The organism is Streptomyces venetus (genome assembly GCF_039540295.1).
GTDB lineage: Bacteria > Actinomycetota > Actinomycetes > Streptomycetales > Streptomycetaceae > Streptomyces > Streptomyces venetus.
In genome coordinates this window covers 76,717-101,206 of the sequence record NZ_BAABET010000010.1, presented here as the reverse complement: position 1 = coordinate 101,206, position 24,490 = coordinate 76,717, and the positions used below count along the sequence as shown (strand labels likewise).

23 protein-coding genes and 2 pseudogenes are annotated in these 24,490 nt (G+C 69.2%); 14 read left to right on the top strand and 11 right to left on the bottom strand.

Going from position 1 to position 24,490, the window contains the following annotated elements; genetic code table 11:
• Positions 1-64: 64 nt before the first annotated feature.
• A complete protein-coding gene (locus tag ABEA82_RS29690) occupies positions 65-343 on the top strand; it encodes a hypothetical protein (protein ID WP_425588567.1) in 279 nt (92 codons plus the stop codon).
• 10 nt (positions 344-353) lie between these two features.
• On the opposite strand, the gene ABEA82_RS29685 is transcribed toward ABEA82_RS29690, so the two are convergent.
• Complete coding sequence (locus ABEA82_RS29685; protein WP_345664992.1) at positions 354-779, bottom strand: MerR family transcriptional regulator; 426 nt, start codon at positions 777-779, stop codon at positions 354-356.
• A gap of 70 nt (positions 780-849) precedes the next feature.
• On the opposite strand from ABEA82_RS29685, the gene ABEA82_RS29680 reads away from it, so the two are divergent.
• The 3 genes and pseudogenes from ABEA82_RS29680 to ABEA82_RS29670 all read left to right on the top strand — a co-directional run bounded on the left by ABEA82_RS29680 (position 850) and on the right by ABEA82_RS29670 (position 2,719).
• Positions 850-2,100: an MFS transporter gene (locus ABEA82_RS29680; protein ID WP_345664773.1), complete on the top strand. Its 1,251-nt coding sequence runs from the start codon at positions 850-852 to the stop codon at positions 2,098-2,100.
• A pseudogene (locus ABEA82_RS29675) lies at positions 2,090-2,341 on the top strand (integrase core domain-containing protein); the annotation flags it as partial. The gene ABEA82_RS29680 and the pseudogene ABEA82_RS29675, both read left to right, overlap by 11 nt.
• Before the next feature lie 105 nt (positions 2,342-2,446).
• A complete protein-coding gene (locus tag ABEA82_RS29670) occupies positions 2,447-2,719 on the top strand; it encodes a hypothetical protein (RefSeq protein WP_345664772.1) in 273 nt (90 codons plus the stop codon).
• 7 nt (positions 2,720-2,726) lie between these two features.
• Here the strand turns inward: ABEA82_RS29670 and ABEA82_RS29665 are convergent, their stop codons facing one another.
• Complete coding sequence (locus tag ABEA82_RS29665) at positions 2,727-3,899, bottom strand: epoxide hydrolase family protein (protein WP_345664771.1); 1,173 nt, start codon at positions 3,897-3,899, stop codon at positions 2,727-2,729.
• Between the two features lie 103 nt (positions 3,900-4,002).
• Between ABEA82_RS29665 and ABEA82_RS29660 the strand changes: the two genes are divergently transcribed.
• The 5 genes from ABEA82_RS29660 to ABEA82_RS29640 all read left to right on the top strand — a co-directional run bounded on the left by ABEA82_RS29660 (position 4,003) and on the right by ABEA82_RS29640 (position 9,188).
• Positions 4,003-4,578: a CGNR zinc finger domain-containing protein gene (locus ABEA82_RS29660; RefSeq protein WP_345664770.1), complete on the top strand. Its 576-nt coding sequence runs from the start codon at positions 4,003-4,005 to the stop codon at positions 4,576-4,578.
• Between the two features lie 94 nt (positions 4,579-4,672).
• The gene (locus ABEA82_RS29655) at positions 4,673-5,284 is read left to right on the top strand and encodes an SUKH-4 family immunity protein (protein ID WP_345664769.1); all 612 of its coding nucleotides are present in this window, start codon (positions 4,673-4,675) and stop codon (positions 5,282-5,284) included.
• Between the two features lie 384 nt (positions 5,285-5,668).
• A complete protein-coding gene (locus tag ABEA82_RS29650; protein WP_345664768.1) occupies positions 5,669-6,307 on the top strand; it encodes an NADPH-dependent F420 reductase in 639 nt (212 codons plus the stop codon).
• Positions 6,308-6,442: 135 nt separating this feature from the next.
• Positions 6,443-7,402, top strand: coding sequence for a DUF5996 family protein (locus ABEA82_RS29645; protein ID WP_345664767.1), 960 nt, complete (start codon positions 6,443-6,445; stop codon positions 7,400-7,402).
• Between the two features lie 430 nt (positions 7,403-7,832).
• Positions 7,833-9,188, top strand: coding sequence for a C40 family peptidase (locus ABEA82_RS29640; protein ID WP_345664766.1), 1,356 nt, complete (start codon positions 7,833-7,835; stop codon positions 9,186-9,188).
• Between the two features lie 87 nt (positions 9,189-9,275).
• On the opposite strand, the gene ABEA82_RS29635 is transcribed toward ABEA82_RS29640, so the two are convergent.
• Positions 9,276-10,073 (bottom strand): SDR family NAD(P)-dependent oxidoreductase, encoded by a 798-nt coding sequence (locus tag ABEA82_RS29635; protein ID WP_345664765.1) that lies wholly within the window; start codon positions 10,071-10,073, stop codon positions 9,276-9,278.
• The gene (locus tag ABEA82_RS29630) at positions 10,070-10,981 is read right to left on the bottom strand and encodes a helix-turn-helix transcriptional regulator (RefSeq protein ID WP_345664764.1); all 912 of its coding nucleotides are present in this window, start codon (positions 10,979-10,981) and stop codon (positions 10,070-10,072) included. The genes ABEA82_RS29635 and ABEA82_RS29630 overlap by 4 nt, the downstream gene beginning before the upstream one ends.
• 291 nt (positions 10,982-11,272) lie before the next feature.
• Here ABEA82_RS29630 and ABEA82_RS29625 point away from each other — a divergent pair, with 291 nt between their 5' ends.
• Positions 11,273-12,757: an alpha/beta hydrolase gene (locus ABEA82_RS29625; protein WP_345664763.1), complete on the top strand. Its 1,485-nt coding sequence runs from the start codon at positions 11,273-11,275 to the stop codon at positions 12,755-12,757.
• A 55-nt stretch (positions 12,758-12,812) separates the two neighbouring features.
• The gene (locus ABEA82_RS29620; RefSeq protein ID WP_345664762.1) at positions 12,813-13,253 is read left to right on the top strand and encodes a VOC family protein; all 441 of its coding nucleotides are present in this window, start codon (positions 12,813-12,815) and stop codon (positions 13,251-13,253) included.
• A 225-nt stretch (positions 13,254-13,478) separates the two neighbouring features.
• Here the strand turns inward: ABEA82_RS29620 and ABEA82_RS29615 are convergent, their stop codons facing one another.
• From ABEA82_RS29615 to ABEA82_RS29605, 3 genes are all read right to left on the bottom strand, one after another.
• A complete protein-coding gene (locus tag ABEA82_RS29615; RefSeq protein ID WP_345664761.1) occupies positions 13,479-14,540 on the bottom strand; it encodes a YihY/virulence factor BrkB family protein in 1,062 nt (353 codons plus the stop codon).
• Positions 14,541-14,736: 196 nt separating this feature from the next.
• A complete protein-coding gene (locus ABEA82_RS29610) occupies positions 14,737-17,049 on the bottom strand; it encodes an FdhF/YdeP family oxidoreductase (protein WP_345664760.1) in 2,313 nt (770 codons plus the stop codon).
• 36 nt (positions 17,050-17,085) lie between these two features.
• Complete coding sequence (locus tag ABEA82_RS29605; protein ID WP_345664759.1) at positions 17,086-17,706, bottom strand: SRPBCC family protein; 621 nt, start codon at positions 17,704-17,706, stop codon at positions 17,086-17,088.
• Between the two features lie 352 nt (positions 17,707-18,058).
• Between ABEA82_RS29605 and ABEA82_RS29600 the strand changes: the two genes are divergently transcribed.
• Positions 18,059-18,499, top strand: a complete 441-nt coding sequence (locus tag ABEA82_RS29600; RefSeq protein WP_345664758.1) for a hypothetical protein — start codon at positions 18,059-18,061, stop codon at positions 18,497-18,499.
• A 230-nt stretch (positions 18,500-18,729) separates the two neighbouring features.
• A complete protein-coding gene (locus ABEA82_RS29595; protein ID WP_345664991.1) occupies positions 18,730-19,164 on the top strand; it encodes a VOC family protein in 435 nt (144 codons plus the stop codon).
• 32 nt (positions 19,165-19,196) lie between these two features.
• Here ABEA82_RS29595 and ABEA82_RS29590 read toward each other — a convergent pair.
• Both ABEA82_RS29590 and ABEA82_RS29585 read right to left on the bottom strand, forming a co-directional pair.
• Positions 19,197-19,353, bottom strand: a pseudogene (locus ABEA82_RS29590) (IS5/IS1182 family transposase); the annotation flags it as partial.
• 68 nt (positions 19,354-19,421) lie between these two features.
• Complete coding sequence (locus tag ABEA82_RS29585) at positions 19,422-20,060, bottom strand: dihydrofolate reductase family protein (RefSeq protein ID WP_345664757.1); 639 nt, start codon at positions 20,058-20,060, stop codon at positions 19,422-19,424.
• Between the two features lie 233 nt (positions 20,061-20,293).
• Between ABEA82_RS29585 and ABEA82_RS29580 the strand changes: the two genes are divergently transcribed.
• Positions 20,294-20,560 carry a hypothetical protein gene (locus ABEA82_RS29580; RefSeq protein ID WP_345664756.1) on the top strand — a complete coding sequence of 89 codons (267 nt, stop codon included), beginning with the start codon at positions 20,294-20,296 and terminating at the stop codon, positions 20,558-20,560.
• A 69-nt stretch (positions 20,561-20,629) separates the two neighbouring features.
• On the opposite strand, the gene yicI is transcribed toward ABEA82_RS29580, so the two are convergent.
• Positions 20,630-23,038: an alpha-xylosidase gene (gene yicI / locus ABEA82_RS29575; RefSeq protein ID WP_345664755.1), complete on the bottom strand. Its 2,409-nt coding sequence runs from the start codon at positions 23,036-23,038 to the stop codon at positions 20,630-20,632.
• Positions 23,035-24,477 (bottom strand): GH1 family beta-glucosidase, encoded by a 1,443-nt coding sequence (locus ABEA82_RS29570; protein WP_345664754.1) that lies wholly within the window; start codon positions 24,475-24,477, stop codon positions 23,035-23,037. The genes yicI and ABEA82_RS29570 overlap by 4 nt, the downstream gene beginning before the upstream one ends.
• Positions 24,478-24,490 lie beyond the last annotated feature (13 nt).

Here is a 24,490-nt window from a genome sequence, read left to right as displayed (position 1 = left end):
CGGGGGACGGAATCATCGGCACCAAGGCGCGCCCTCCCCGAGCCCTGCGGACCTGTGGACCGTCGTGGACACGACGGGCGACGGCAGACCCGGCGTCGTCGTGCTCGCCGCTGACGGTGTCCGGGCGTCCTCTCAGGACGACGCCGGGACGTTCGCGCCCACGGGAGGCAAACTGGTCCTCGATGCCTTCGGGCACGGCCGGCAGGCGGGAGGGTGGCTTGCCGACAAGCATCCCCGTTTCCTCGTCGGCACCACCGGTGACGGACACGTCGACATCGTCGGCTTCGGCGGCCCGGGCGTGTACGTGGCCCGGAACCTCTTCCGCCGCTTCAGGGCCCGCTAGCTGTTGCGGGTCATGACGTTGCTGACACCACCGACGAAGAGTTCGGTGTTCCGTGAGAGCTGCCAGGCGCCGGCGCTCGGCATCGTGCGACTTCAGTCAGGTACTCGCTCATCGCATCACGGTTGCGGATGAGTACGTCGATCCGCTCGGTGAGCCGGTCCCGCTCGGCGGCCAGCAAGGCCAGCATCTCCGGTGTTGCATCGGGAAAGTGGATCGATCGAGGTTTGTCCAGGCACGGAAGGATCTGCTTGATGATGCGAGTGGGGAGTCCCGCATCCAGCAGGCCACGGATTTGGTGGACCCGGTCCACGTAGCGGTCGTCATACTCCCGATACCCGTTCGCACCCCGGTCCGGGACAATCAGACCCTGCTCCTCGTAGTAGCGAAGTAGCCGACGGGACGCACCCGTCAGTCGCGACAATTCACCGATCCTCACACCCGCCGAAACTACTCGGCGCACCCCGACTTGACCATCACATCCATGTGAGGGTTTCAGGATTCGGTCCATGACCACCACGTCTCCCGACGCACAGTCTCCTACGCGACAGGTCGGCCTGCCATGGTCGGCGCTGTTGGCACTGGGGACTGCCGTCTTCATCACGAGCTTGACCGAGACTCTGCCTGCCGGTGTGCTGCCCGGCATGTCGGCCTCACTGGGCACCAGTTCAGGTGCTACCGGCCAGGCCGTCACCGTCTATGCGGCCGGTACGGCGTTGACCGCGATCCCGCTCGCCACGGCGACAGCATCTGTTCCGCGGAAACCACTGCTGCTCGGCGCCATGGCCGTCTTCCTGGTGGCCAACACCCTGACGGCGGCTGCACCGGGATACATCGTCTTGCTTGCGGGCCGGTTCCTCGCCGGCGTGGCCGCGGGCCTGGCGTGGGCGATCCTCGCTGGCTACGCCCGTCGAATCGCACCTGCCGGCTTGGAAGGGCGCGCCATCGCAGTGGCGATGACCGGGATCCCTGTGGCGTTGTCCTTGGGAGTTCCGGCCGGCACGCTGATCGGTGAACAGGTGGGATGGCGGGCGGCGTTTGGCGCTGTCTCCCTGGTCACTCTCGCCGTCATCGGCTGGATCGGCCTGTCCGTCCCCGGCGTGGGGCAACCCGCCATTGAGAAGTCTGACATCGACCGTTCGGACCCCGCACCAGAAGCAGAGAAGTCGCCCCTGTGGCAGACCCTGGCGGTACCCGGTGTCGCGGCGATCATGGTCACGGTCACGACGTTCGTTCTCGGGCACACGATCATCTACGCCTACATCGCTCCCTACCTGCAGCACGCCGGGCTCGGGTCAGCGACCGACGCGGTTCTCCTTGCTTTCGGTGTCGCATGCCTGGTGAGCATCTGGTACGTCGGACGCCATGTCGACCGCCGGCCACGGACTTTGATGATCACGGGTGCCGTGCTGTTCACTCTCGCCACCGTTGCTCTTGCCGTCACCACAACACACACGATCGTTTGGATCGCCGCTGTCCTTTGGGGCCTCGGGTGGGGCGGTGCCCCGACCTTGCTGCAAACCGCAGCCGGACAAGCCGGAATGCGGCACAGCACCACTGCCGCCGACATCGCGCAAGCCGTCCTCGTCACCCTTTGGAACACCGCAATGACCCTTGGCGGCATCATCGGCGGTCTCCTGCTGCAAGGCTCAGGCGTCACCGTGGTCGCCGTGTCAGCCGCGGCCCTCGGGGCAGTCAGCCTGCTCATCGTCGCCGGGGCCCGACACCACGCATTCCCCAACACTCAGGCCACGCCATGACCCACGCTACTCCCGCCTCGCGGACGTAGAGCGCTACAACCGGATCATCTCCGAGGAGTTCCTCTACGCCCGCACCTGGACATCCGAAAACCAACGCCAGGAAGCCCTCGCGGTCCGGAACATCCACTACAACTACCACCGCCCGCACAGCACAGCGAACGGGCAACCGCCGGCATCACGGCTACGCGAAGGCATCAGCAACGTCATGGCCTCCTGCCGCCAGCCCTCGAAGGGCCGCTAACCCCCGAAGGGCCGCCGCAGCCGCAACACTCGACCGGCCATGGCTCTCGCTTCCGCAGCTGATGCGACCGGACCCGTTGTCAGTGGCGGCTGCGAGGCTGAACGGATGGACCGTGATGACGAGCAACTGCTGCACCGCCGTGTCTACGGCGCCGACCACGACAACCCGGGCCCGCGGCCGGACCGGCGCTATGCCGAACTGGTCGGCGGGCCGCTGGACGGCCTGCTGCTCGACATCACCGGCTTCACGCAGGACGAAGCCGGCACCGGCGTCGCGCTCCCCACCGAGCTGGGGCAGTTCGGCGCCGGCGGCCGGGCGATCTACGACCCGCGCCCCGGCGACCCGGGGCGCTTGGACTGGACCGGCGACACGCCCTGACCGCTGTTCACCGATGTGCGGTCAGCACTGCCGCCAGGCCCTCTTGCAGATCTTTGACGAAATAATCGGGAACCTCCAGCGACGGAAAATGTCCCCCGTTCTCGGGCGCCCCCCATCGGACGATCTGCCGATACCGCTCCTGCGCCCAGGGGCGCGGACACTTCTCGACGTCGCGGGGATACATGGTGATCGCGGTCGGGATGTCGACCCGCAGTTCCGGATCCAGCGAGTCGTGGCTTTCGTAGTAGATGCGGGCCGCCGATGCGCCGGTCCGCGTCAGCCAATACAGGGTGACGTTGTCAAGCACGCGGTCTCTGGAAATCGTCTCGAACGGGCTGTCTTCGGTGTCTGTCCACTCGGCGAACTTGTCAAGGATCCAGGCAAGAAGCCCGACCGGTGAGTCGACCAGCGAGTAGCCGATGGTCTGCGGTCGGGTCGCCTGCTGCTTCGCGTACGCCGCGCGGTGGCTCCAGAAATCCCGGGTCTCCTCGGCCCACTTGCGCTCGACCGCCGTCAGTCCGTCCGTTGTCAGCCCGGGCGGTCCCTCCGCGAACGTTGTGTGGATGCCGAGAACGTGCGCCGGGAACCTGCCGCCGAGAACCGTGGTGATATTGCCTCCCCAGTCGCCTCCGTGGGCTGCGAACTTGCTGTAGCCGAGCCTTTCCATCAGGTCCACCCACGCGGCCGCGATCTTCTCGGTTCCCCACCCGGTGGTGGCCGGTTTGTCGCTGTAACCAAAGCCTGGCAGCGACGGGACCACGACGTGGAACGCCGGCGCCTCCGCGTCTTTCGGATCTGCCAGCTCGTCCACCACATCGATGAATCGGGCAATGCTGTCCGGCCAGCCGTGCGTCAGAAGCAGAGGAGTGGCATCTGCGCGCATGGATCGGCGGTGCAGGAAGTGGATTCCCAGATCATCAATGGTCGTACGGAACTGGCCGATCCGGTTGAGGCGCTCCTCGAACGACCGCCAGTTGTACCCGGTGCGCCAGTAGTTCACGACATCGACGAGGTCGGCGAGCGGGACGCCCTGCTCCCAGCGGCGAGGGTCGGGCGCGGCGCGATAGACCGTCTCGGCCTCCGGTAGTCGTGCCGCGGCTAGTCGTGCGCGCAGATCGTCGAGGTCAGCGTCCGTTGCGTGGGCTTCAAACGCTTGCACGTCGCTGGTTGGGCGGGGCATGAGACCTCCTGACCATCGTGGAACCGGCTACGACCTATCGTGAACCGGCTATGACGGTTCTAGCAGTTCTCCAAGCCACGCGGCAACCAGCTATGGTGGTTCCATGTGTGCTGCGTTCCCTGACTTCCGCCTCGGTAGCGTGCTGGCGACCAGCTTCACGGGGACTCTGTCGGAGCGTCATGGCAACGCCGTGGAGCGCATTCCCACGCCGCAGCGACTCATCGACTGGCTGGCGGTGAACGGCCTCGCCGTGGACTCCTGCACCACTGCCCAGCTCGGCCTCGCCCGGGAACTGAGGGAGGCGATTCACGCCGCAGCGACAGCCGCCGCCCTCCAGGACGCTCTCCCTGCGTCCGCAGTCCAAGTCATCAATGACCGCAGCGCTCAGGGTCGGGCCGCGGCGATCCTGACGCCCGAGGGCAAGCGGCGATGGCGGCTCAGCCCGGCTTCCGGCGTGGAAGACGCCCTCGGCGTGATCGCCGCCGACGCGATCGGCATCATCGCAGGCGAACGAGACGGAAAACTGGCCTTGTGCGCGTCACCGACCTGCCGAGCCGCCTTCTTCGACACCAGCCGAAGCCGCACCCGCAAATGGTGTGACATGAACACGTGTGGGAATCGCCAGAAGAAGGCGCGCTTCCATGCCAACCAGCGCAAGAGCCCCAGATCAGCGGAGTGACCGCTACCCTCGGCACTTCCAAGTGGGCTCCATACCTGCGGCACATCTGTCGCGGCGCGTGCAGTCCAACGGCGCGGAGTTCGGAGTTCTGGCAGTGCTTTTCGACGTCACCCGCGGCGAACTCGCCGGCATCTTCGGCGAGGGCCGGATCGCGACCCTGCCTGCCGGCGCCTTCCCGCCCGCCGCCGCGGACGCCGAGGGCGCCCGCCTCCTGCAGACGGTCGGCGTCCCCACCGGGACGCTCCTGCTGCGTCAGCCTGGCGAGGACGACGGCCTGCTGCCCCTCGTCCAGCACGTCGTGCACATCGAGGACTTCGAGGAGGCTGCGGAGGGCGCTGGTGACTGGCCCGTCATCGGCTGGCTGCTCAACGCGCACCTCGCCCTCGACCCCGTATCGGGCAAGGTGCACGCCTTCGACCCCGACGAGGAGACGGTGCGGGAACTGCACACGGACGTCTCCTCCCTCGTCCAGGTCACCCGCCGGTTCCAGCGCCTGCTCGAAGCGTTCACCTTCAGCGGCGACGAGGAGGCCGACTTCGAGCGCCTGGACGGCGAGGTCGATCGCATCCGTGAGGAGACGAGCAGCACCGACCCGCTCCCTTTCCAGGACGACGAGACCGTCTGGTCGGCAGTGGGCGACGAAATCGCCATGGGCCAGCGCTTCAAGGGCAGCACCCCGGGAGCCTGCGAAAAGGACGCCTCGTAAAGTCGTTCGGGGAACAGTCACGGCGACTGTTCCCCGAACGGAATGCTGAGGCTTGGAACTTTAAGCGGAACTGAGTGGTTGGAGGCGGTCGCCTCGGCGTTGTTCGCCCCGTTGCGGGTGACCGACCCCGGTCCGCAGGGGTTCGAAGCAGTGGTCGACCACACCGTTATCGGACCCGTGCTCGTGGATCGAGGACAACCACAGCTGCGCCGCGCGGCCGATGTTCCACAGCCCCTGCGTGTAGCTCCCCGCCCCGTGTCCGGCATCCGGGTGACCGTGGCGTTCCTCCGCGCACAGCCTGTCGGGCCCGGGAAAGGGATACATCTGGTGGACGGGCCCGGCCCAGGCGCGTCCTACGCTCCGACACACCGGAAGGCAGCACCCGTGAAAATCAACATTGTGGGTCCCGGCAACATGGGCCGCGCCATCGCTACCCGTGCCCTCGCCGGCGGCCATGGAGTGCGCATCGTCCACCCCGACGCCGACCCTGCTCGGGCACTGGCCGAGGAGCTCAGGCAGCGATTCCCGGACGGCGAGAGCGACTGGGCCGCTTCGGCGGAGGCGGCCGACGTCACCGTGGTCGCACTTTGGTACGACGCGGCATTGCAGTTCGCGCGATCCGCCGGACCTGCACTGGCCGGGCAGGTCCTGGTGGACATCTGCAACCCGATCGACGTCTCGACCATGGATGGGCGGGTGACACCCCCGGACACCTCGGCTGCCGAGGAGATCCAGCAGATCGTCGGCACGGACGTGAGGGTCGTCGAAGCGTTCAACACCACCTTCGCCGGCCCGCTGACGACAGGCGAGGGGCATGACTTCCCGCTCGACGTCCTGATCGCCGGGGACGACACCGGCGCCAAGGGCAAGATCACGGAGCTCGTTCGCTCCGGCGGGATGCGCCCGTTCGACGTAGGTCCCCTGCGCAGAGCCCGGGAGCTGGAGGCGATGGGATTTCTGCACATCGCCATGCAGCAGCCCCTCCAGCTGAACTGGCAAAGCTCGATCAAGATCCTGCCCTGATCACACGTTCGGCGTGGTTGCCCGGGCGGCCTCGTCATCAGCACGCCGAACGTTGCAGGCCCGGTACCCGGGCACGGGGGTGGAGGCCGCCGGTGCCGGTGCCCAGCCGGATACTCCGAGCAGGAAGGAAGGCTCATGGAGCTCTTCCCGCCGATTCCGCTCGCTGAATGGCGTGACACCAAGGAGACGCTGCATCGGTTCGCGCAGGTCGTCGGCAAGATCCGGCTCGCCGCCAGCGTTCGGCGCAACCACTGGTGGAATGTTCCCTTCCATCTCACCGGACGTGGCATCACCACGCGCCCGATGGGGCGGGTCGACGGAGATCCGTTCACCATCGACCTCGACTTCGTCAGCCATCAGCTGACGGCCGCTTCGCTGGACGGCACGGTGGTGTCCTTTCCGCTCTACGGGCGGTCCGTCGCGTCCTTCCACCGCGCGACCCTGGACGCACTGGCCGCGCTGGGCGTCCAGGTGGACGTCCCGATCCCCAAGCCGTTCGACTTGCCGGACGCGGCCCGGCCCTTCGCCGAGGACACCGAGCACGCCGCCTACGATCCCGTGCAGGTCAACCGCTATTGGCGAGTCCTGAGCCAGGTGGCACTCGTGCTGGAGGAGTTCGCGGCTGACTTCTCGGGCAAAGCCAGTCCCGTGCACCACTTCTGGCACACCTTCGACCTTGCCTACAGCAGGTTCTCCGGGCGGCATGCCGAACAGCCGACGGAGGCCGACCCGGTCACCCGCGAGGCGTACTCCCGTGAGGTGATCAGCTTCGGGTTCTGGTTCGGTGACGACACCTTCCCCGAGCCCGCCTTCTACTCCTACACCGCTCCGGAACCCCCAGAACTGGCGGAGGAACCGCTCGACCCGGGATCCGCCCGGTGGGTGGCACGCAACGACAGCCATCTGGCCGTGCTCAGCTACGACGACGCCCGCGCCGAAGCAGACCCCCGCGCCGCTGTGCTCGCCTTCTACGACAGCGCCTACCGGGCCGGAGCCGGGTGCGCCGGCTGGGACATGGCCGGACTGGCCTGCCCTGGCGGAATCACCGACCAGCACCTGGCCGCTCCTCGCCCACATCAGCCGCGCGGAACCTGACCGGACCGACCGGCGAGCGGGCCGCACGCGCCGACCGCGGATGCTGGTGCGGGAAGACCGGCGTCGCCTGCCGCCCCTCTTGACGCTCACTCAGTCGCCGGCGAGGTCCAAAGCGGTCCAAGGTTCGCATTTGTGGGACGGGCTGCGTAGGGGCTGTGGACGGAGGGGCGAAGGTCACAGAAGCATATCGGCCGTTTTCGGACTTGGATCTTCACGGAAGGCTCACAAGTTGGCTACGTTGACCCCTACGTGCACGACTTCCGCCGACAGGCAGGTGGTTCCGTGCACTCTCGGACGGAAGGAGCGCCCTTTTCCATGGCGTCGGAACGAACCTCGCACCCCGAAGTGACCGACTCCGCCGGCAAGACCAACTCCCTTGCCCCGGAGGCCTCCACTGTCAAGGCCCGGCTCTCGCGGACTGATGGTTCCCGTGTCGGCGATTGAGAGCGAGAGGCCGAACCCTGACGAGGTTCGGCGGCGGATCGACAGACTCTACGACCGGGCCGAGAGTGACACGGGTACCTTCAACGCGACCCGCGCCGCTGCGATCCCGCGCCAGCGGAACGCGGCGGGCCGCGGCCGGCCCCAGGAGGACACCGAACCCGCGGTCGGATCCCTGGCCCGGCAGTGGTTCGACGCCGCCCGTGCCAAACTGGGCCCGACCGTGCCGGCGTCGCTGCCGGACAGGAGGTTGCCGGCCCGGCCCGACCGCGCGCCCCAGGCGGTACGACCCGCCCGCCCTGCGGAACGTCCCGAGCAAGCCCGCGCTCTCGAAGCGCCCAAGGCACCCACCGGTGTTGCGCGGGAGCTGACCGGCGGATCAGCTCGGGCACTGACCACGGGATTCCTCCCGGAGCTCTCCGACCAGCGTGACGCACTGACTGCGACAGGGGAGTCCCGGCGGGACGAGAGCGCCTGGGGTACAGGTGCACAGCCGGTCCTCGGCGACATGGCGGCGCGGCCGCCGTACGAGCCCGAGCCGGTGCCCGCCCCCGAGCCCAGCCAACTGCCCGGCACACAGGCCCTCGCGGCGCTGCCCACCCTCCCGCACCCCGCTGCGGGTACGCACCCTGGGGATCTTCCGACAGGGGGAGTGGAGACCTACGGTGCCGGTCCGGCGACCGACGCGACCGCACCGCATGCCACGGCCGTGCCGGCCGAGCCGACCACTTACTACACCTCTGGTCCACTGGCCGACGTGACCACCGTGACCTATGGCGCCGGTCTGCCGAGCATCCCGGCTTCTTCCCTGGCGGCCCCTGGCCCGGCAGTGCCCGCCGAACCGGCCGCCGCACCCGCCCCTGCTGCACTGACAGCGGCTGCCGCCCCGGCGGAAGCGGTTGACCTCACGGCACGCGAAACTCCCCCCACCACCTTCACACCCGGTGGCTACGCCGGATCCTGGCAGTTGCCGAATGCCGGCCACAGCACCCAGGCCGAGCGGGTGGTCGCCTTCGCCCGAGCGCAGATCGGTCGGCCCTGCGTATGGGGCGCGGCAGGGCCGGGATCGTACGACGCCCCCGGTCTCACCCTGGCCGCGTGGAAGACGGCCGACGTGACGCTTCCCCGGACCCCGCAGGCCCAGTGGGGAGCGGGAGTGCAGGTCTCGCTCGCTGACGTCCAGGTCGGAGACCTCGTCTTCTTCCACGAGGACCTCAGCCACGTCGGCATCTGGAGCGGCGACGGCATGATGATTCACGCCCCGGGCCCGGGAGCGCTCATCCGTGAGGAGTCGGTGCTCTTCGCCGGCCAGTCGGCGATCAAGGGCGTGGTCCGCCCGGCCTGACGTCCCTCTCCGCTGGTGTCGCGTCATCTCGCGGGCGAACTCCGTCTGAGGGGGCGGATCCGGGGCCGCGGAGTCGCGGGCGTGTGTTCAGTGGGAGCGGGGTTTCGCCTTGGTGGCGTGGCGGGTGGCCTTGTAGGTCTCGGGCAGGAAGCGGTGTGCGAGGGCGGCGCGCCTGGTGGCGGTGTCGCCGCCGACGATCTCGGCGCGGCCCTCCATCATGGCGATGAAGCCCTGGCGGGCCACGTCCTTGCGGCTGTTCTTCTTCATGCCGGGGCCGAAGGCGGTGTTGTCCATGCCGGCGCGGGCGTGGAAGTTGCTGTCGGTGGCGCCGGGCATGAGGCACGTGACGGTGACGCCGTGTTCTTTGAGTTCCTCGCGCAGGCCGAGGGCGAACATGCGGGTGAAGGCGCGGGAGGGCCCGTACACGGTCTCGTAGGGGGTGGGCAGGGTCGCGGACAGCGACGAGGTGATGAGGATCTTGCCCGCGTGATGGGCGGCCATGTGCCGGGCGACGTGCTTGGCGAGGTGGACGACCGAGGTGACGTTGAGGGAGAGCAGGGAGAGTTCGTCGTCCAGGTGGGTGTCGATGAACGCTCCGCCGATGCTGCGTCCGGCGTTGAGTACCGCTGCCGACAGGGGTCGGCCGGTGTCCGCCACGGCCTTCCACACCGTCTCGACGCCGTTCGCCTCGCCGAGGTCGGCGCGAACGGGAGTGACGTGGGCGCCGTCGCGGGTGAACTGCTCGGCGGCCTCGTCGATCTTCTCGCTGCGGCCGGTCGCGACGAGGTCGAAGCCGTTGGCGGCGCACAGGCGGGCGATCTCGTAGCCGATGCCGTTGGAGGCTCCGGTGACCAGAGCCAAGGGGCGGGTGGAGGGGCTGCTCACAGGCTGCTCCTGTCGTCGGAGGCGGAAGCGGTGTGGCCTGTGCTGTCCGCCTGGGGGTGGTCGGGGGCGGGGGTGCTCCAGTCGGCGAGCAGGCGCCACGCCTCCTGGGAGGCCCGGTCGGCGGCGGGCATGTAGAGGAAGAGGGTCTGGTCGTCCTCGCCGGGCGGAGTGAGCGCCTGGTAGTCGATGGTGAGCTTGCCGACCAGGGGGTGGTTGAAGCGTTTCTGGCCGTGGGTGCGGGTGAGGACCTTGTGGTCGTCCCACCAGCGGCTGAAGTGTTCGCTCTTCATCGTCAACTCGCCGACCAGTTCGGCGGTGCGGGCGTCGTCCGGGTAGCGGCCGGCGTCCAGGCGCAGGATCGCGGTCATCTCCGCCGCGAGCCGCTCCCAGTCCTCGTACAGCTCGCGGGCCTCGGGCGACAGGACGATCCAGCGGGTGAGGTTGCGCTCCCGGTAAGGCATGGCGTCGAAGTCGGCCATCAGGACCCGGCACAGATGGTTGGTGGCCAGGATGTCGCCGCGTCTGCCGAGGATGAAGGCGGCGTGGTCATGGAAGGACTCCAGGAACCGCAGCAGCCCGGGGCTGGCGCGTTGCACGCTGGGCGCGGTGCGCCGGGCGCGGCGGCCGGGCCGGGCCTTGACCAGGTCGTGCAGGTGCGCCCGCTCCGCGTCGTCCAGGCGCAGCGCCTCGGCGACGGCGTCCAGGACGCTGTCCGAGGGGGTGATGTTGCGGCCCTGTTCGAGGCGGGTGTAGTAGTCCGTGCTCACCCCGGCGAGCTGAGCGACCTCCTCGCGCCGAAGCCCGGGCACGCGGCGGTAGGCGCCGCGCTCCGGGAGGCCGACCGACTCGGGGTCGACGCGGTCCCGGCAGCGGCGCAGGAACTGGGAGAGGTCCACGTTGCCGGCCATGCCTCCATCCTCCTGCCCCGGCCGGGGTGTGGCGATCGCGATGGGTGGGTCGCTGCGTCCTAGGAAGCAGCGTCCCTGGGGCGAAGCGAAACTTGAACGTCCCGCCCCGCCTTCGCCGCGGGATCTGGGTGCCGGCTTTCCGAGATGCCCCTGATCGGACCCCGACCCGACCCGGAAAAGCCCCTGACAGGGGCACCACATGGGCGACAGTGCACCTAACGTGACGACGGTGCCCCGGCCGGGTCCGCACGCCTGACACAACCGTTCTCTTCACGAGCACCAGGAGGATCCATGCCGTTGAGGGGCAGATCCGCATTACGGCGCATCGCCGAGCGGGGCACGGCCATGGCCGTGGGAGCCGCTATGGCCGTCATCACCGGCGTGGCCGCCGCTCCTGCGGTCCACGCGTCGCCGCCCGCCAGCGGGGCCCTGCGGTGGGCACCGTGTGACGACCCGGAGAAGCCGGGAGCCGAGTGCGCCACCCTTTCGGTGCCGGTCGACTGGGCCCATCCGGACGGGCCGAGACTCGACCTGGCTGTGGCCCGCCGCAAGGCCACGGACCCCGGCGCACGCGTCGGCTCGATGGTGTTCGGCCCCGGAGGGCCGGGTGACTCGGGCGTGGAGACGGTGGTGGGCCGTGTCGGCCGGTTCAGCCCCGAGGTCCGCCGCAGGTTCGACATCGTCAGCTTCGACCCGCGCGGAGTGGGCGGCAGCAACCCGGTGACCTGCTCCGGCGACCTGCTTGCCGAGCGGCCGTCACCGGAGCTCAAGAGCCAAGCGGACTTCGACACCACCGTGGCGTACAACAAGCGGCTCCGTGCCGACTGCCGGGCCCGTACCGGACCGGTGTTCGACCACCTTGACACGGCCCAGACGGTCCGGGACTTGGACGCCCTGCGGGCCGCCCTCGGCGAGCGGAAACTGACCTTCCACGGCAGCTCGTACGGCACGCTGCTCGGGGCGCAGTACGCCGAGACCTACCCGCGCCGCGTGCGCGCGATGGTGCTGGAGAGCGTCATGGACCACAGCGTCCCGACCGCCCGTGACTTCCTGCGGGCCGAGGCGGCCACGGCAGAGGATTCGTTCCAGGAGTTCGTGGAGTGGTGCGACGGAGCTGCCGACTGCGCGCTGCACGGCCGGGACGTCCGTGCCGTCTGGCAGGGCCTGTTGGCCCGGGCCGGGCGCGGCGAGCTGGAGGACCCGGCGAAGGAGGGCATCTCGTTGTCCTCGTCGGACCTGGTCAACAAGATCGCGTTCCGGAAGTTCTACAAGGCCGAATACGCGGGCCTGGCTACGGCGATCGCGGGGATGGACGCGAGCAAGCCGCTGCCCGCGTCGCCCACCTCGACGGCGCCGCTGCCTGGGGCCGCCTCGCTCTTCTGCTCGGACTGGCATCTGCCGGTGCGCGGCTACCAGGAGTACGCCTCGCTCGTCGCCATGATGAACACGACCGCGCCTGACCTGCCTTACCTGCTGCCGCTCCACATGGCAGCGGGGTGTCTGGGCACGCCGACCGCCAACCCGCAGCACCACCTGGACGCACGCGGCGCCCCGCCGATTCTGCTGTCCAACGCCTTGCACGACCCCGCGACCGGCTACCCGTGGGCGGTCTCGGTGGCCCGGCAGCTCGGTCGCAGCGGCGTGCTCCTCACCTACGAGGGCCACGGCCACGGCAGCGTCACCAGCGGCCCATGCATGGAGGACACCGTGGACAGCTACCTCACCGACCTGACGGCCCCGCCACGGGGCACCAGCTGCCCCGCCGTGCCGTTCTGACGGCTGGCACTCCCGCTTACGACACCAGCCGTACGAGGAAGAAGGAGAAACCGGCATGGCGATTCAGCGGATGGACAACGTCGGCATCGTCGTCGAGGACATGGATGCCGCCATCGCGTTCTTCGTGGAACTCGGTATGGAGCTGGAGGGCAGGGGGGAGGTCGAGGGCCCCTTCGCCGACCAGTGCACCGGACTCGACGGCGTCCGCTGTGACATCGCGATGGTCCGGACCCCGGACGGTCACAGCCGGCTCGAACTGGCGAAGTACCACAGCCCCGCGGCGATCAGCGCCGGGCCGCGCAACCGACCCCACAACATCGTGGGCACGCACCGCGTCATGTTCGCCGTCGACGACATCGAAGACACCGTTGCCCGCCTGCGCCCTCACGGCGCCGAACTCGTCGGGGAGATCGCCCGGTTCGAGGACAGCTATCTGCTCTGCTACCTCCGCGGCCCGGAGGGCATCATCGTCGGGCTGGCCGAGCAACTGCGCTGAGAAGGGGCCGGAAGCTGTTGGCCGGCGCACAGGCTCCTGAAACGAGGGCACCAAAGGGGCCGCCTGTTGCATCGCGGCACACGGTAGCCCGGGTTCCAGGGCGCGGCGGGCCCGCCACATTCCTCTGGCGGGCGCCGGCGCCGCAGCCCGGGCGACCCCCGAGCCCGGGCGACCCTCCGCAGCACGCACGGCCCGCCGCGATCATTCGCTCGGCCGGCCGCTCACTCAGGATTCAAGGCGACGGCGGTCTTCCTCGTCCCACTTCCGGGTGTCTCGCGGTTGGACGTACGGTTCGGCATCGGCAGGATGGCCGCCCGCGACGGCACGCTGCCGGTGCATCTCGGCGTCGAATTCCAGGCCGAGCAGGATCGCCAGGTTCGTGATCCACAGCCACACAAGGAAGATGATCACTCCGGCGAAAGTGCCGTAGGTCTTGTTGTAAGAGGCGAAATTCGCGACGTACACCGCGAACCCGGCCGAGGCGATCACCCAGATTCCCAGCGCCAGGAAGCTGCCCGGCGTGATCCAGCGGAAACCGCGGGCCCTCGCGTTCGGTGCCGCCCAGTACAGGATCGCGATCATGGCTGTGACCAGGACTATCAGCACCGGCCACTTCGCGATCGACCACACGGTCAAGAATGTGTCCCCAAGGCCCAGCGCGGTGCCGACCTGGCGGGCCAGGCCCCCGGTGAACACCACGATCACCGCACTGACCACGGCCATCACCATCAAAACAACCGTCACACCGACCCGGACAGGCAGCACCTTCCACACCGGGCGGCCCTCGGGAACGTCGTACACCGCATTCGCGCTGCGGATGAACGCAGCGACATAGCCGGACGCCGACCATACCGCCAGCACCAGACCCACGATCGCCACGACCGAACCGAGCCCTGCGTTGCCTTGCATCTGCTGCACCGCGTTACGCAGGACGTCCTGCGCCGCGCCGGGGGCGAGCTTCTGGATGTTGTCCAGTACCTGCTGGGTCGCCGACTGGCCGACCACTCCGAGCAGGGAGATCAGCGCCAGCAGCGCCGGGAACAGCGCCAGGATCCCGTAGTACGTCAGCGCTGCGGCCCGGTCGGTCAGCTCGTCCTTCTTGAATTCCTTGAGGGAGCCCTTCAGTACCGCGCGCCAGGAGCCCTTGGGTAGATCCTTCGGCTTGTCGGGCGCCCGCTGTTCCACCCGCTCATCAGGTCCGGCACGCGTGCCCTGCGCGGCCTCGGCTTTGTGGTCGGCCGGAGCGTCCCCGGCGTGCTTTCCGTGTCTTTTCAGTGTCCGCACCATGGCCCGCGAGTATCCGGCGATGCGACGCCTATACACCGTTTTATTATGTAATGCCCGATATCAGGGTTTCTGGCTGCTGGGGCCGGGTAGAAATTGCACCGACGCCCGGTCGGGCAGAAGCGCCAGGTGCGGCCCCAGCCCGACAGCCCCGACCACCGGCTTGAGGTCCACACGCCCGTGGCGCGGACGCCGCCGGTCAGGCGGGTGTGGGCTGGGTCCGGTCGGGGGTGGGTTCGAGGCGTACGACGATGCCCTTCGACGCGGGCTGGTTGCTGATGTCGGCGACGCTGTCCAGCGGCACCAGGACGTTCGTCTCCGGGTAATAGGCCGCGGCCGAGCCCTTGGCGGCCTGGTAGGGCACGATCTCGAAGTTCTCGGCCCGGCGCTCGGTGCCGTCCGCCCAGACGCTCACCAGGTCGACATGATCGCCCTGGGCGAGGCCCAGTTCGATCAGGTCGGCCGGGTTGACGAGGACCACGTGGCGGCTGCCGTGGATGCCACGGTAGCGGTCGTTGTTGCTGTAGGGAACGGTGTTCCACTGGTCGTGCGAACGCAGCGTCTGCAGCAGCAGGTGCCCCTCGGGCGCCCGGGGGACCACCCGCTCGTTGCAGGTGAACAGGGCCTTGTCGACCTTGGTGTTGAAGACGCCCTCGTTGACGGGGTTGGGTAGTTGGAAGCCTCCGGGGCGCGTCACCCGTGCGTTGAAGTCGTGGAAGCCCGGCACGATGCGGGAGATGCGGTCGCGGATCGTGCTGTAGTCGCCCTCGAACTCGCTCCAGGGGATGTCCGCCTTGCCGTCCAGGGTCTGCCGGGCGAGCCGGCACAGGATGGCGACTTCGCTGAGCAGCAGCGGGGAGGCCGGTTCGAGGCGGCCCTGGGAGGTGTGCACCTCGCTCATGGAGTTCTCGACGGTGACGAACTGCTCGCCGTCGGCCTGGACGTCACGCTCGGTGCGCCCCAGGGTCGGCAGGATCAGCGCGGTGTCGCCGCAGACGGTGTGCGAGCGGTTGAGCTTGGTGGAGATGTGGGCGGTCAGCCGGCACGAGCGCATCGCCTCCTCGGTGACCGCGCTGTCAGGGGCGGCGCGGACGAAGTTGCCTGCCAGGGCGAGGAAGACGTTGACGCGGCCCTCGCGCATCGCCCTGATCGCGTTCACCGAGTCCAGGCCGTGCGGGCGCGGCGGGTCGAAGCCGAACTCCTTCTGCAGGGCGTCCAGGAAGGTGTCCGGCATCTGCTCCCAGATGCCCATGGTGCGATCGCCCTGGACGTTGCTGTGGCCGCGCACCGGGCACGCGCCGGTGCCGGCGCGCCCCAGGTTGCCGCGCAGCATCAGGAAGTTGACGATCTCCCGGATGGTGGGCACGCCGTGCTTGTGCTGAGTGATGCCCATCGCCCAGCAGACGATGACGCGTTCGCTGCCGAGGACCTCGTCGCGGACCTTCTCGATCTCCTCGCGGGTCAGCCCGGTCGCCGTGTGCACGTCGTCCCAGTCGACGGTGCGGGCGTGCGGGGCGAACTCCTCGAAGCCGGTGGTGTGGGCGTCGATGAAGTCGTGGTCCAGGACGGTGCCGGGCGCCGCGTCCTCGGCCTCCAGCAGCAGGAGGTTGAGGGCCTGGAACAGGGCGAGGTCGCCGCCGGGTTTGATGTGCAGGAAGCGGTCGGCGATCTGGGTGCCGCGTCCGACGACCCCGCGCGCTTTCTGCGGGTTCTTGAAGCGCCGCAGCCCGGCCTCCGGCAGCGGGTTGACCGCCACGATCCGGGCGCCGCCCCGCTTGGCCTCCTCCAGGGCGGAGAGCTGTCGCGGGTGGTTGCTGCCCGGGTTCTGCCCGACCAGGAAGATCAGGTCGGCGTGGTGGAGGTCGTCGAGGCTGACGGTGCCCTTGCCGGTACCCAGGGTCTCGCTCAGGGCGAAGCCGCTGGACTCGTGGCACATGTTGCTGCAGTCGGGCAGGTTGTTGGTGCCGAAGGCGCGGGCGAAGAGCTGTAGGACGAAAGCAGCCTCGTTGCTGGCGCGGCCGGACGTGTAGAAGACGGCCTCGTCGGGGGAGGCCAATCCCTTGAGCTCCTGCGCGAGGACGCCCAGGGCCTCGTTCCAGCCGATGGGCTCGTAGTGTTCGGAGCCAGGTCGCTTGATCATCGGCTCGGTGAGCCGGCCCTGCTGGTTGAGCCACATGTCGGAGCGTCCGGCGAGGTCGGCGACGCTGTGCTCACGGAAGAAGTCGGCGGTGATCCGGCGCGTGGTGGCTTCGTCGTTGATGTGCTTGGCGCCGTTCTCGCAGTACTCGTTGCGATGGCGGCGGCCCGGGGCCGGGTCCGCCCATGCGCAGCCAGGGCAGTCGACACCACCCACCTGGTTCATGGTCAGCAGGTCCACCCCGGTCTTGCGCGGCGAGGTCTGCTCCAGGGAGTACTCCAGCGCGTGCACGACCGCGGGGACTCCGGCCGCCCACTTCTTCGGCGGTGTCACGGCGAGGGTGGTCTCCGGCTCCTCGCCGGGCGGGTTCTGCATCGGTTCGCCTTTCTCTTGCCGTGTCCGGCACGCCGGTCAGCCGACAGGCCACTGGGCCACGCGGCTCCTGGGCGGTTCCGGATGGTCGTGCTGCACGCGGCCGTTGCGGATGGTGCCGCGCCAGGCCCCGCCCTCCTGCCCCAGCCCCTCGATGAACTGCTTGAAGTTCACGAGTTCGCCCTGCACCAGCCGGGCCGTCAGCCGGGTTGCCCAGGACGAGCGGTTGAGGATCCTCGCGGCTCCTTGCGGTTCCAGGAGCATCCGGACAGTGATCGCAGTGCCGCCTGACTCCGTCGGCCTGAACTCGACCTCGCCCTGGTGGGAGGGGTTCTGCTCCAGGCCGCGCCAGGCCAGGTAGGCGTCGGGGTCCTGCTCCACGATCTCGACCGGGAAGCGGCGGCGCAGCGGCCCGTAGCCGATGGTCCAGGCGGCCACGGTGGGCCTGATCTGCTCGACGCCGTGCACCACGGTCGAAAAGCGCGGGAAGGTCTTGAACTGCGTCCACTGGTTGTACGCCGTCCGCACCGGCACCGCGACCTCGACCGTCTCCTCGAAGTGATGCTCGCGCAGCGGACGGCGGCGCGTGACGCCGTCGCCGTCCGTGCGCATCCCCGGCGTGTTCGGCACGGCCTTCTGGGCGTCGTCTTCGTGCGCCATCGTGGTCTCTCTTCCGGTGAGGGAGCCGGGCGTCCGGCCATCCGGCCTGCCCTCGTGCGTCAGGGCTCCTTTTCCGGTTCCCACATCGCGCACTTCGAGTCCCCCTCGTCCTCGGCCTACGTTGGGGCTACGCGTCCGCGAGGGGGTGTGCTCCTCAGATTCGCTCCCACGAGAGTCGCGTTGCGCACTGAACAAATGGACCGTGACGACGAGCAGTTCGTCGTCACGCCTGTGACAGAGCAGTGACGAAACACCCCACAACTATGGGTGGGCACCCCGGGTCTCACCATGCGTGGACGGCGACGACCCGCCGTTTCGACGCATTGACTCAGACCACAACAGGGGGAACATCATGAAGTCGACCCGCCGAAAGGCAGCCACCGCCGCCGTCTTGGCTGTCCTTGCCCTGGGCGGCACGCTCGCCGCGACCACACCGGCCTCGGCTGCCACGCCCACCCGCTACAACGGCGCCTGTGGCGCCGGATACGACGTCATCAGGGCTACGCCGGTCCACTCGTCGCAGTCCACCATCCCCGCCACCACGTTCGTGACCTACAACAGCAGCGCCGGCAAAGTCTGCGCGGTCACTGTGCGCACCAACCCGGGTCCGCGCGTCTTCATGGAGGTCACGCTGGACACCTGGCCTCACAGCAGCGGCGAGGTCAAGGACTCCGGCTCCTACGCCAGCTACGCAGGCCCGGTCTACAAGGACGTCCCCGACGACGGGCAGTGCCTCACGTGGAGCGGCTCGTTCGACATTTACTACAACTCCGAGAACGGCAACTGCACCTGACCGAACGGCTTGGAGAACCCGTCAACCGGCGAACTGTGACCCGGGTAGACGAGACGCGCCCGGCCGGGAGGCCGGGCGGGCCGGCAGGCCCACCGGCTGCGGCGCGGCAGCCAAGGGCGCCACCATCTGCCTCGCCGGACTTCACGTCGCGGGCACTTTCCGCTGGTCCGCCCGCTGAATCGAAACGAAATGAACGGCAGGGTCACCCTGCTACGCGGTACGGTGCGCCGATGTCAGAGATCAAGAAGTTCCAAGTCACCTTTGACTGCGCAGAACCTGAGCGCCTCGCTCGCTTCTGGTGTGAAGTGTTGGGATACGTCACGCCGCCGCCACCTGAGGGATTCACCACCTGGGACGATTTCAACCGCACCCTGCCTCCTGAGAAGCAGGAATCATGGTTCGCATGCAGTGATCCCTCAGGCGTGGGCCCGCGTCTGTTCTTCCAACGCGTCCCGGAAGGCAAGATCGTCAAGAATCGGGTGCATCTCGACGTCCGGGTCGGGACCGGGCTGGTGGGCGACGAGCGCCTCGCCGCGCTCGAAGCCGAGTGCGCAAGACTGGTCGCGCTCGGTGCGACCCACGTGCAAACGCTGTATGCCGATGAGGAAAACGAGTCGTGCATCCCGATGCTGGATGTCGAGGGCAACGAGTTCTGTATCGACTGAACATTCTTCGAGCCGGGGAGGTGGGGAGCCACCTCCCTTTCCTTCACGGCGGTGCGGAATGAGCAGGCCGGTGCCCCGATAGCCGCCGTCCGCGATGACCGTGGCCCGGCCGACCGCAGCCTTCGCACCGGAAAGTTCCCATGCCTTGCAATCGTTGCGGTTGCCGGGCAGCGGCCGGCCGACGGCGACGACGGCTTGGGAGTCGGCGGACCCGCACAAGATCATCTCACCGGTGATCAGCAGTTACGGGACAGTCCCTAGCGGCGGGTGAGGCGGGTGAAGGTGACGCCGTTGGGGAAGGCGGTGCGCTCGGCCACGTCGAAGACCGTGGGGTCGAAGGCACCGTCGACCACCGAGATTCCGGTTCCGGCAACGACCGGATACGTCTTGATCAGCAGCTCGTCCATCTCGGGCAGCAGGGTGCCCGCGAGCCGGCCGCCCCCGCAGAGCCAGATGTCCAGGCCGGCGCCTGCCTCGCTCTTGAGCTCACGGACGAGGGCGAGCGGGTCGCTCGGCACGACGGTTACGGCTGGGTCTGTGTCCGGCTTGAGAGTGCTGGACACCACGTACTGGCGCAGGTGCGCGTACGGGCTGGTGATCCCGTTGTCGAGGGCGGGGCGGTAGGTACCGAGGCCCATGACGACGGTGTCGAAACGCCGGTTGGGCGCGTCGGCGACGCCGACGGCCGCGCGGTAGGCGGTCGGGATGGTCTCCGGGTACAGCGCGTTCATCCAGGCCGAGTAGGCGGCGGCCTGCTGCTCGTCGCCCTGCGGAAAGAAGTCGAACTCGCCGTCAGGGCCGGCGATGCGTCCGTCGAGCGTGACGCCGATGTAGTACGCATTCTGCAGGTGACCGACCGCACCGGCTGCGGCAGCGGCTGGTACGGACACTGCCATCAGGTGCTCACCTGGTTCCTCAGCCACTGGGGGGTCCCTGCCGACCTCGCGCAAGAACTGGTCGACGAGGCGATCGGCGGACGGTTCGCGAGCTGGACGGGTCCCGACCCGGTGCTGGTCGAGGACGTCGCGGAGCGCCTCGCGCTGTCGCTGCGCGCGGACGACGGTGCACGATCCGCCGGACCCGCGCCGGACCACCTCGAGCGCTGGCTCGCGGTGCGCGAGACCGTGCCGTGGCAGGAGGCTTCAGACTGCGGCCGGGACGAACCGGTGACCCCGTCCCGCGACGGCGCGGCGGAGGACATCAGAGCGACGGCAACGCCCGGTCCGCCTTCCTCGCCCTCGTCTTCGTCCTCGCCCGCGAGGGCGTCGCGCTCGACGGGGTCAGCCTGCTGCGGCGCGTCACCTTCCAGGCGGATGAGCCGCAGGACGCGCTGATCCTCATGCGGTACGTCGACAGTCACCTCGCCGAGACCCGACGCAACACCGCCTCACGCTGAGTCGGCCGGTGCACACCACGGGGAGGGCGTGCGCGGCGGCCGAGGTGAGTTCCGAGGTGGTAAACCGCTTCAGCCGGGTCGGCAAGGCCCGGCCGCGCGCGACGGCCGCTTGCTTCCGGTGAGGTGTGCCGTGAGGCGGGCTGTTCCCGCGGGTACGGCGAGAAGAGTGCCGAGTACGGTCCGTTCGACCGACGCCGACGATCCGATGGCATCGCCGGGTTCCGCCTGCGCTCCGGCAAGCACCGCCTGCGCTCCGACCAGCAGCACCTGCCACGGCCCCGGTACTCCCTCCGCGTCGACCGTGATCGTGTCGCCGTCGCGAGTCGTCCGGTAGACGGCCGCCGTGCCGTGCCGGGCGCCCTGGGCCGGGACCCGTGTCACGATCGTCGCGCCGTCGGTCGGCTCGTGGACCCGCAGCGTCACCCCGTGCGCCCAGTCGTACTCCGCCGCGTCGTCGCTCTCGCCGTACGGGACGACCGAGCCGGGCCGGGCGAGCAGGGGCAGGCTGTCGTAGCCGTATCGCCCGCGCCGCCAGCCGGGCCCCCTGACCTGTTCGCCCGAGAGCAGATGCGTCCAGGTGCCGTCCGGTACGTAGTAGTCGACGACGCCGTCGGACGAGAACACGGGAGCGACGAGCAGGTCGTCGCCGAGCATGTACTGCCGGTCCAGAGTGTGGCAGGCCGGGTCGTCGGGGAACTCCAGCACCATCGCCCGCATCATCGGCGTGCCACGCTCGGCGGCCTGCTGGGCCGCATGGAAGAGGTAGGGCATGAGCCGGTGCTTGAGGCGAGTGAAGTCGCGGGTGACCGCGACCGCCTCCTCGTCGTAGTCCCACGGCACCCGGTACGACTTGCTGCCGTGCAACCGGCTGTGCGACGAGAGCAGCCCGAACTGCACCCACCGCTTGAACACCTCGGGCGTGGGTGTGCCCTCGAAGCCGCCGATGTCATGGCTCCAGAAGCCGAAGCCGGACAGACCGAGCGACAGTCCGCCGCGCAGCGACTCGGCCATGGCGCCGAAGTGCGACTCGCAGTCGCCGCCCCAGTGCACCGGGAACTGCTGTCCGCCCACCGTCGCCGAACGGGCGAACAGCACGGCCTCGCGGGCGCCCCGGGCCTCGCTCAGCACCTCGAAGACCGTCTCGTTGTAGAGCTGTGTGTAGTAGTTGTGCATGCGCTCCGGGTCGGAGCCGTCGTGCCAGACCACATCGGTCGGGATCCGCTCGCCGAAGTCGGTCTTGAAGCAGTCGACGCCCTGCGCGGTGAGCGCGCGCAACTTGCTCGCGTACCACTGGCGCGCCCGCTGATCGGTGAAGTCGACCAGGGCCATGCCGGCCTGCCACAGGTCCCACTGCCATACGTCACCGTCGGCCTTGCGGACCAGATAGCCGTGCCGCTTGGCCTCCGCGAACAGCGGGGACTTCTGCGCGATGTACGGGTTGATCCACACCGACACGCGCAGGCCGTGCTCCTCCCTCAGCCGCCGCAGCATGCCCTCGGGGTCCGGGAACACGTCCGGGTCCCAGGTGAAGTCGCACCACTGGTACTCGCGCATCCAGAAGCAGTCGAAGTGGAAGACGCCCAGCGGAATGTCCCGCTCGGCCATTCCGCGCACGAACCGGTTCACCGTCTCCTCGTCGTACGAGGTCGTGAACGACGTCGACAGCCACAGCCCGAACGACCAGGCCGGCGGCAGCGCCGGGCGCCCCGTCAGCGCCGTGTAGCGGTTCAGGACGTCCTTGGGCGTCGGACCGTACACGACGAAGTACTCCAGCGACTGATCCTCGACGCTGAACTGCACCTGCCCGACGGCTTCCGAGTCGATCTCGTAGCTCACCTTGCCGGGGTGGTTCACGAAGATGCCGTAGCCGCGGTTCGTGAGGTGAAAGGGGACGTTCTTGTACGCCTGCTCGCTCGCGGTGCCGCCGTCGGCCTGCCAGATGTCCACGCTCTGGCCGTTCTTCACGAACGGCGTGAACCGTTCGCCGAGCCCGTACACCAGCTCGCCGACAGCGAGCGTGAGTTGTGCCAGCGAGTGGTGGCTGCCGTCGCCCAGGACCGCGAAGCCGGTGCCGCGGGCCTTGGCCGAAGTGAGGACGCGGCCCTCCGCGGTGAAGTCCAGCCGCCACGGGGCCGCGCTGTCCACGCACAGGGACAGCTCCCCGGCCGTCAGCTTCAGCAGCGAGCGCTCCCGAGTGACCTGCGCCGCGTGGCCCGGCTCGGTGCGCAGTGCGAACTCCGGGCCGCGCTCGGCAGCGCCCGCGTGGTGGGTGGACCGAATGCCGATCACCCCCTCGGCGGGGGACCAGCACTCGACGGTCAGCAGCGGGCTGTTGAGGGTCTGGCCGCGGCGCGTGACGTGCTGAACGGGCGCATACAGCGTGAACCGGTCCTCATCGACGCGCGCGTCGGCGACCTCGGCGGCGTACGACGCCTGGACGTCTTCGCGCATCAGCCAGTAGCCGTCGGTGAACTTCATCGGGAGTCCTTCCCCGGAAGGGTGCGGGCGCGGTGGTAGGCGATCAGCCGCCGGTACCAGCGGTAGCTGTCCTTGGGTGTGCGGGTCTGCGTGTCGTAGTCGACCCGGACGATGCCGAAGCGCTGACCGTAGCCACGGGCCCACTCGAAGTTGTCCAGCAGCGACCACACGTAGTAGCCGCGCACGTCGACGCCCGCGCGCACGGCGGCGGCGAGCGCGTCCAGATGGCTGCGGAGGTAGTCGACCCGTTCCACGTCGCGGACCCGGCCGTCGGCGTCGACGGTGTCCGCCTCCGCCGAGCCGTTCTCGGTGATCAGCAGGGGTGGCAGCGTGGGGTAGCGCGCGGCCAGGTCGACCAGCAGGTCCGTGAAGGTGTGCGGGACGACGGGCCAGCCCATGGTGGTGTGGCGGACATCCTCGCGCCAGGTCTCCTCGGCCCGGACGTCGACCGCGGTACGGGTGGCCGGGTCCGGGTCGCGGTGCGGGGCGTCGGCGACGGTGATCGGGCGGTAGTAGTTGATGCCGACGAAGTCGAGCGGTGCGCCGATGAGCTCGAGGTCGCCGTCGAGGCGGTACGAGCCGTCGCCGCGGGGCAGCAGCTCGCCCCAGGTCTCGGCTTCGTGCTCCGGGTAGCACCCGGCGAACAGCGGCTCGAACCACACGTCGTTGTGGAGCGTCTCGACCCGGCGTACGGCGGCCAGATCGGCGGGGGAGTCCGTGGCCGGCAGCAGCCGGTCGGGGTTGAGCGTGATCCCGACCTCCCGTGCCCCCGTGGCGCGCAGGGCCTGCACGGCCAGCCCGTGGCCGACGAGCAGATGGTGTGCGGCGGCGAGCGCGCCGCGGCCCTCCCGGGCGCCTGGGGCGTGTGCGCCCGCCGCGTAGCCGACGAAGGAGCTGCAGAAGGGCTCGTTGAGCGTGATCCAGCGGTCCACCCGGTCGCCGAGCCGGGCGGCGACCACCCCGGCGTAGTCGGCGAACCGCTCCGCCGTCTCACGCGCCCGCCAGCCGCCCCGGTCCTCCAGCGCCTGAGGGAGGTCCCAGTGGTAGAGGGTGGCGGCGGGCGAGATGCCGGCGGCCAGCAGCTCGTCGACGAGCCGGTCGTAGAAGCCGAGCCCGGCCGCGTTGACGGGGCCGGAGCCGGTCGGCTGGATACGCGGCCAGGCGACGGAGAAGCGGTAGCTGTCCACACCGAGCTCGCGCAGCAGCGTGATGTCCTCGCGATAGCGGTGGTAGTGGTCGCAGGCGACGTCCCCGGTGGCGCCGTCCGCGACGCGCCCGGGCTCGCGGCAGAAGGTGTCCCAGATGGACGGGCCTCTGCCGTCCTCGTCGTACGCGCCCTCGATCTGGTAACTGGCCGTGGCGGCACCGAAGAATAAGCCGGGCGGGAACTCAGGGAACTCGGGGGAATCGGGGAGCTCGGGGGAATCGGGGAAATTCACAGGGAGGAACCTG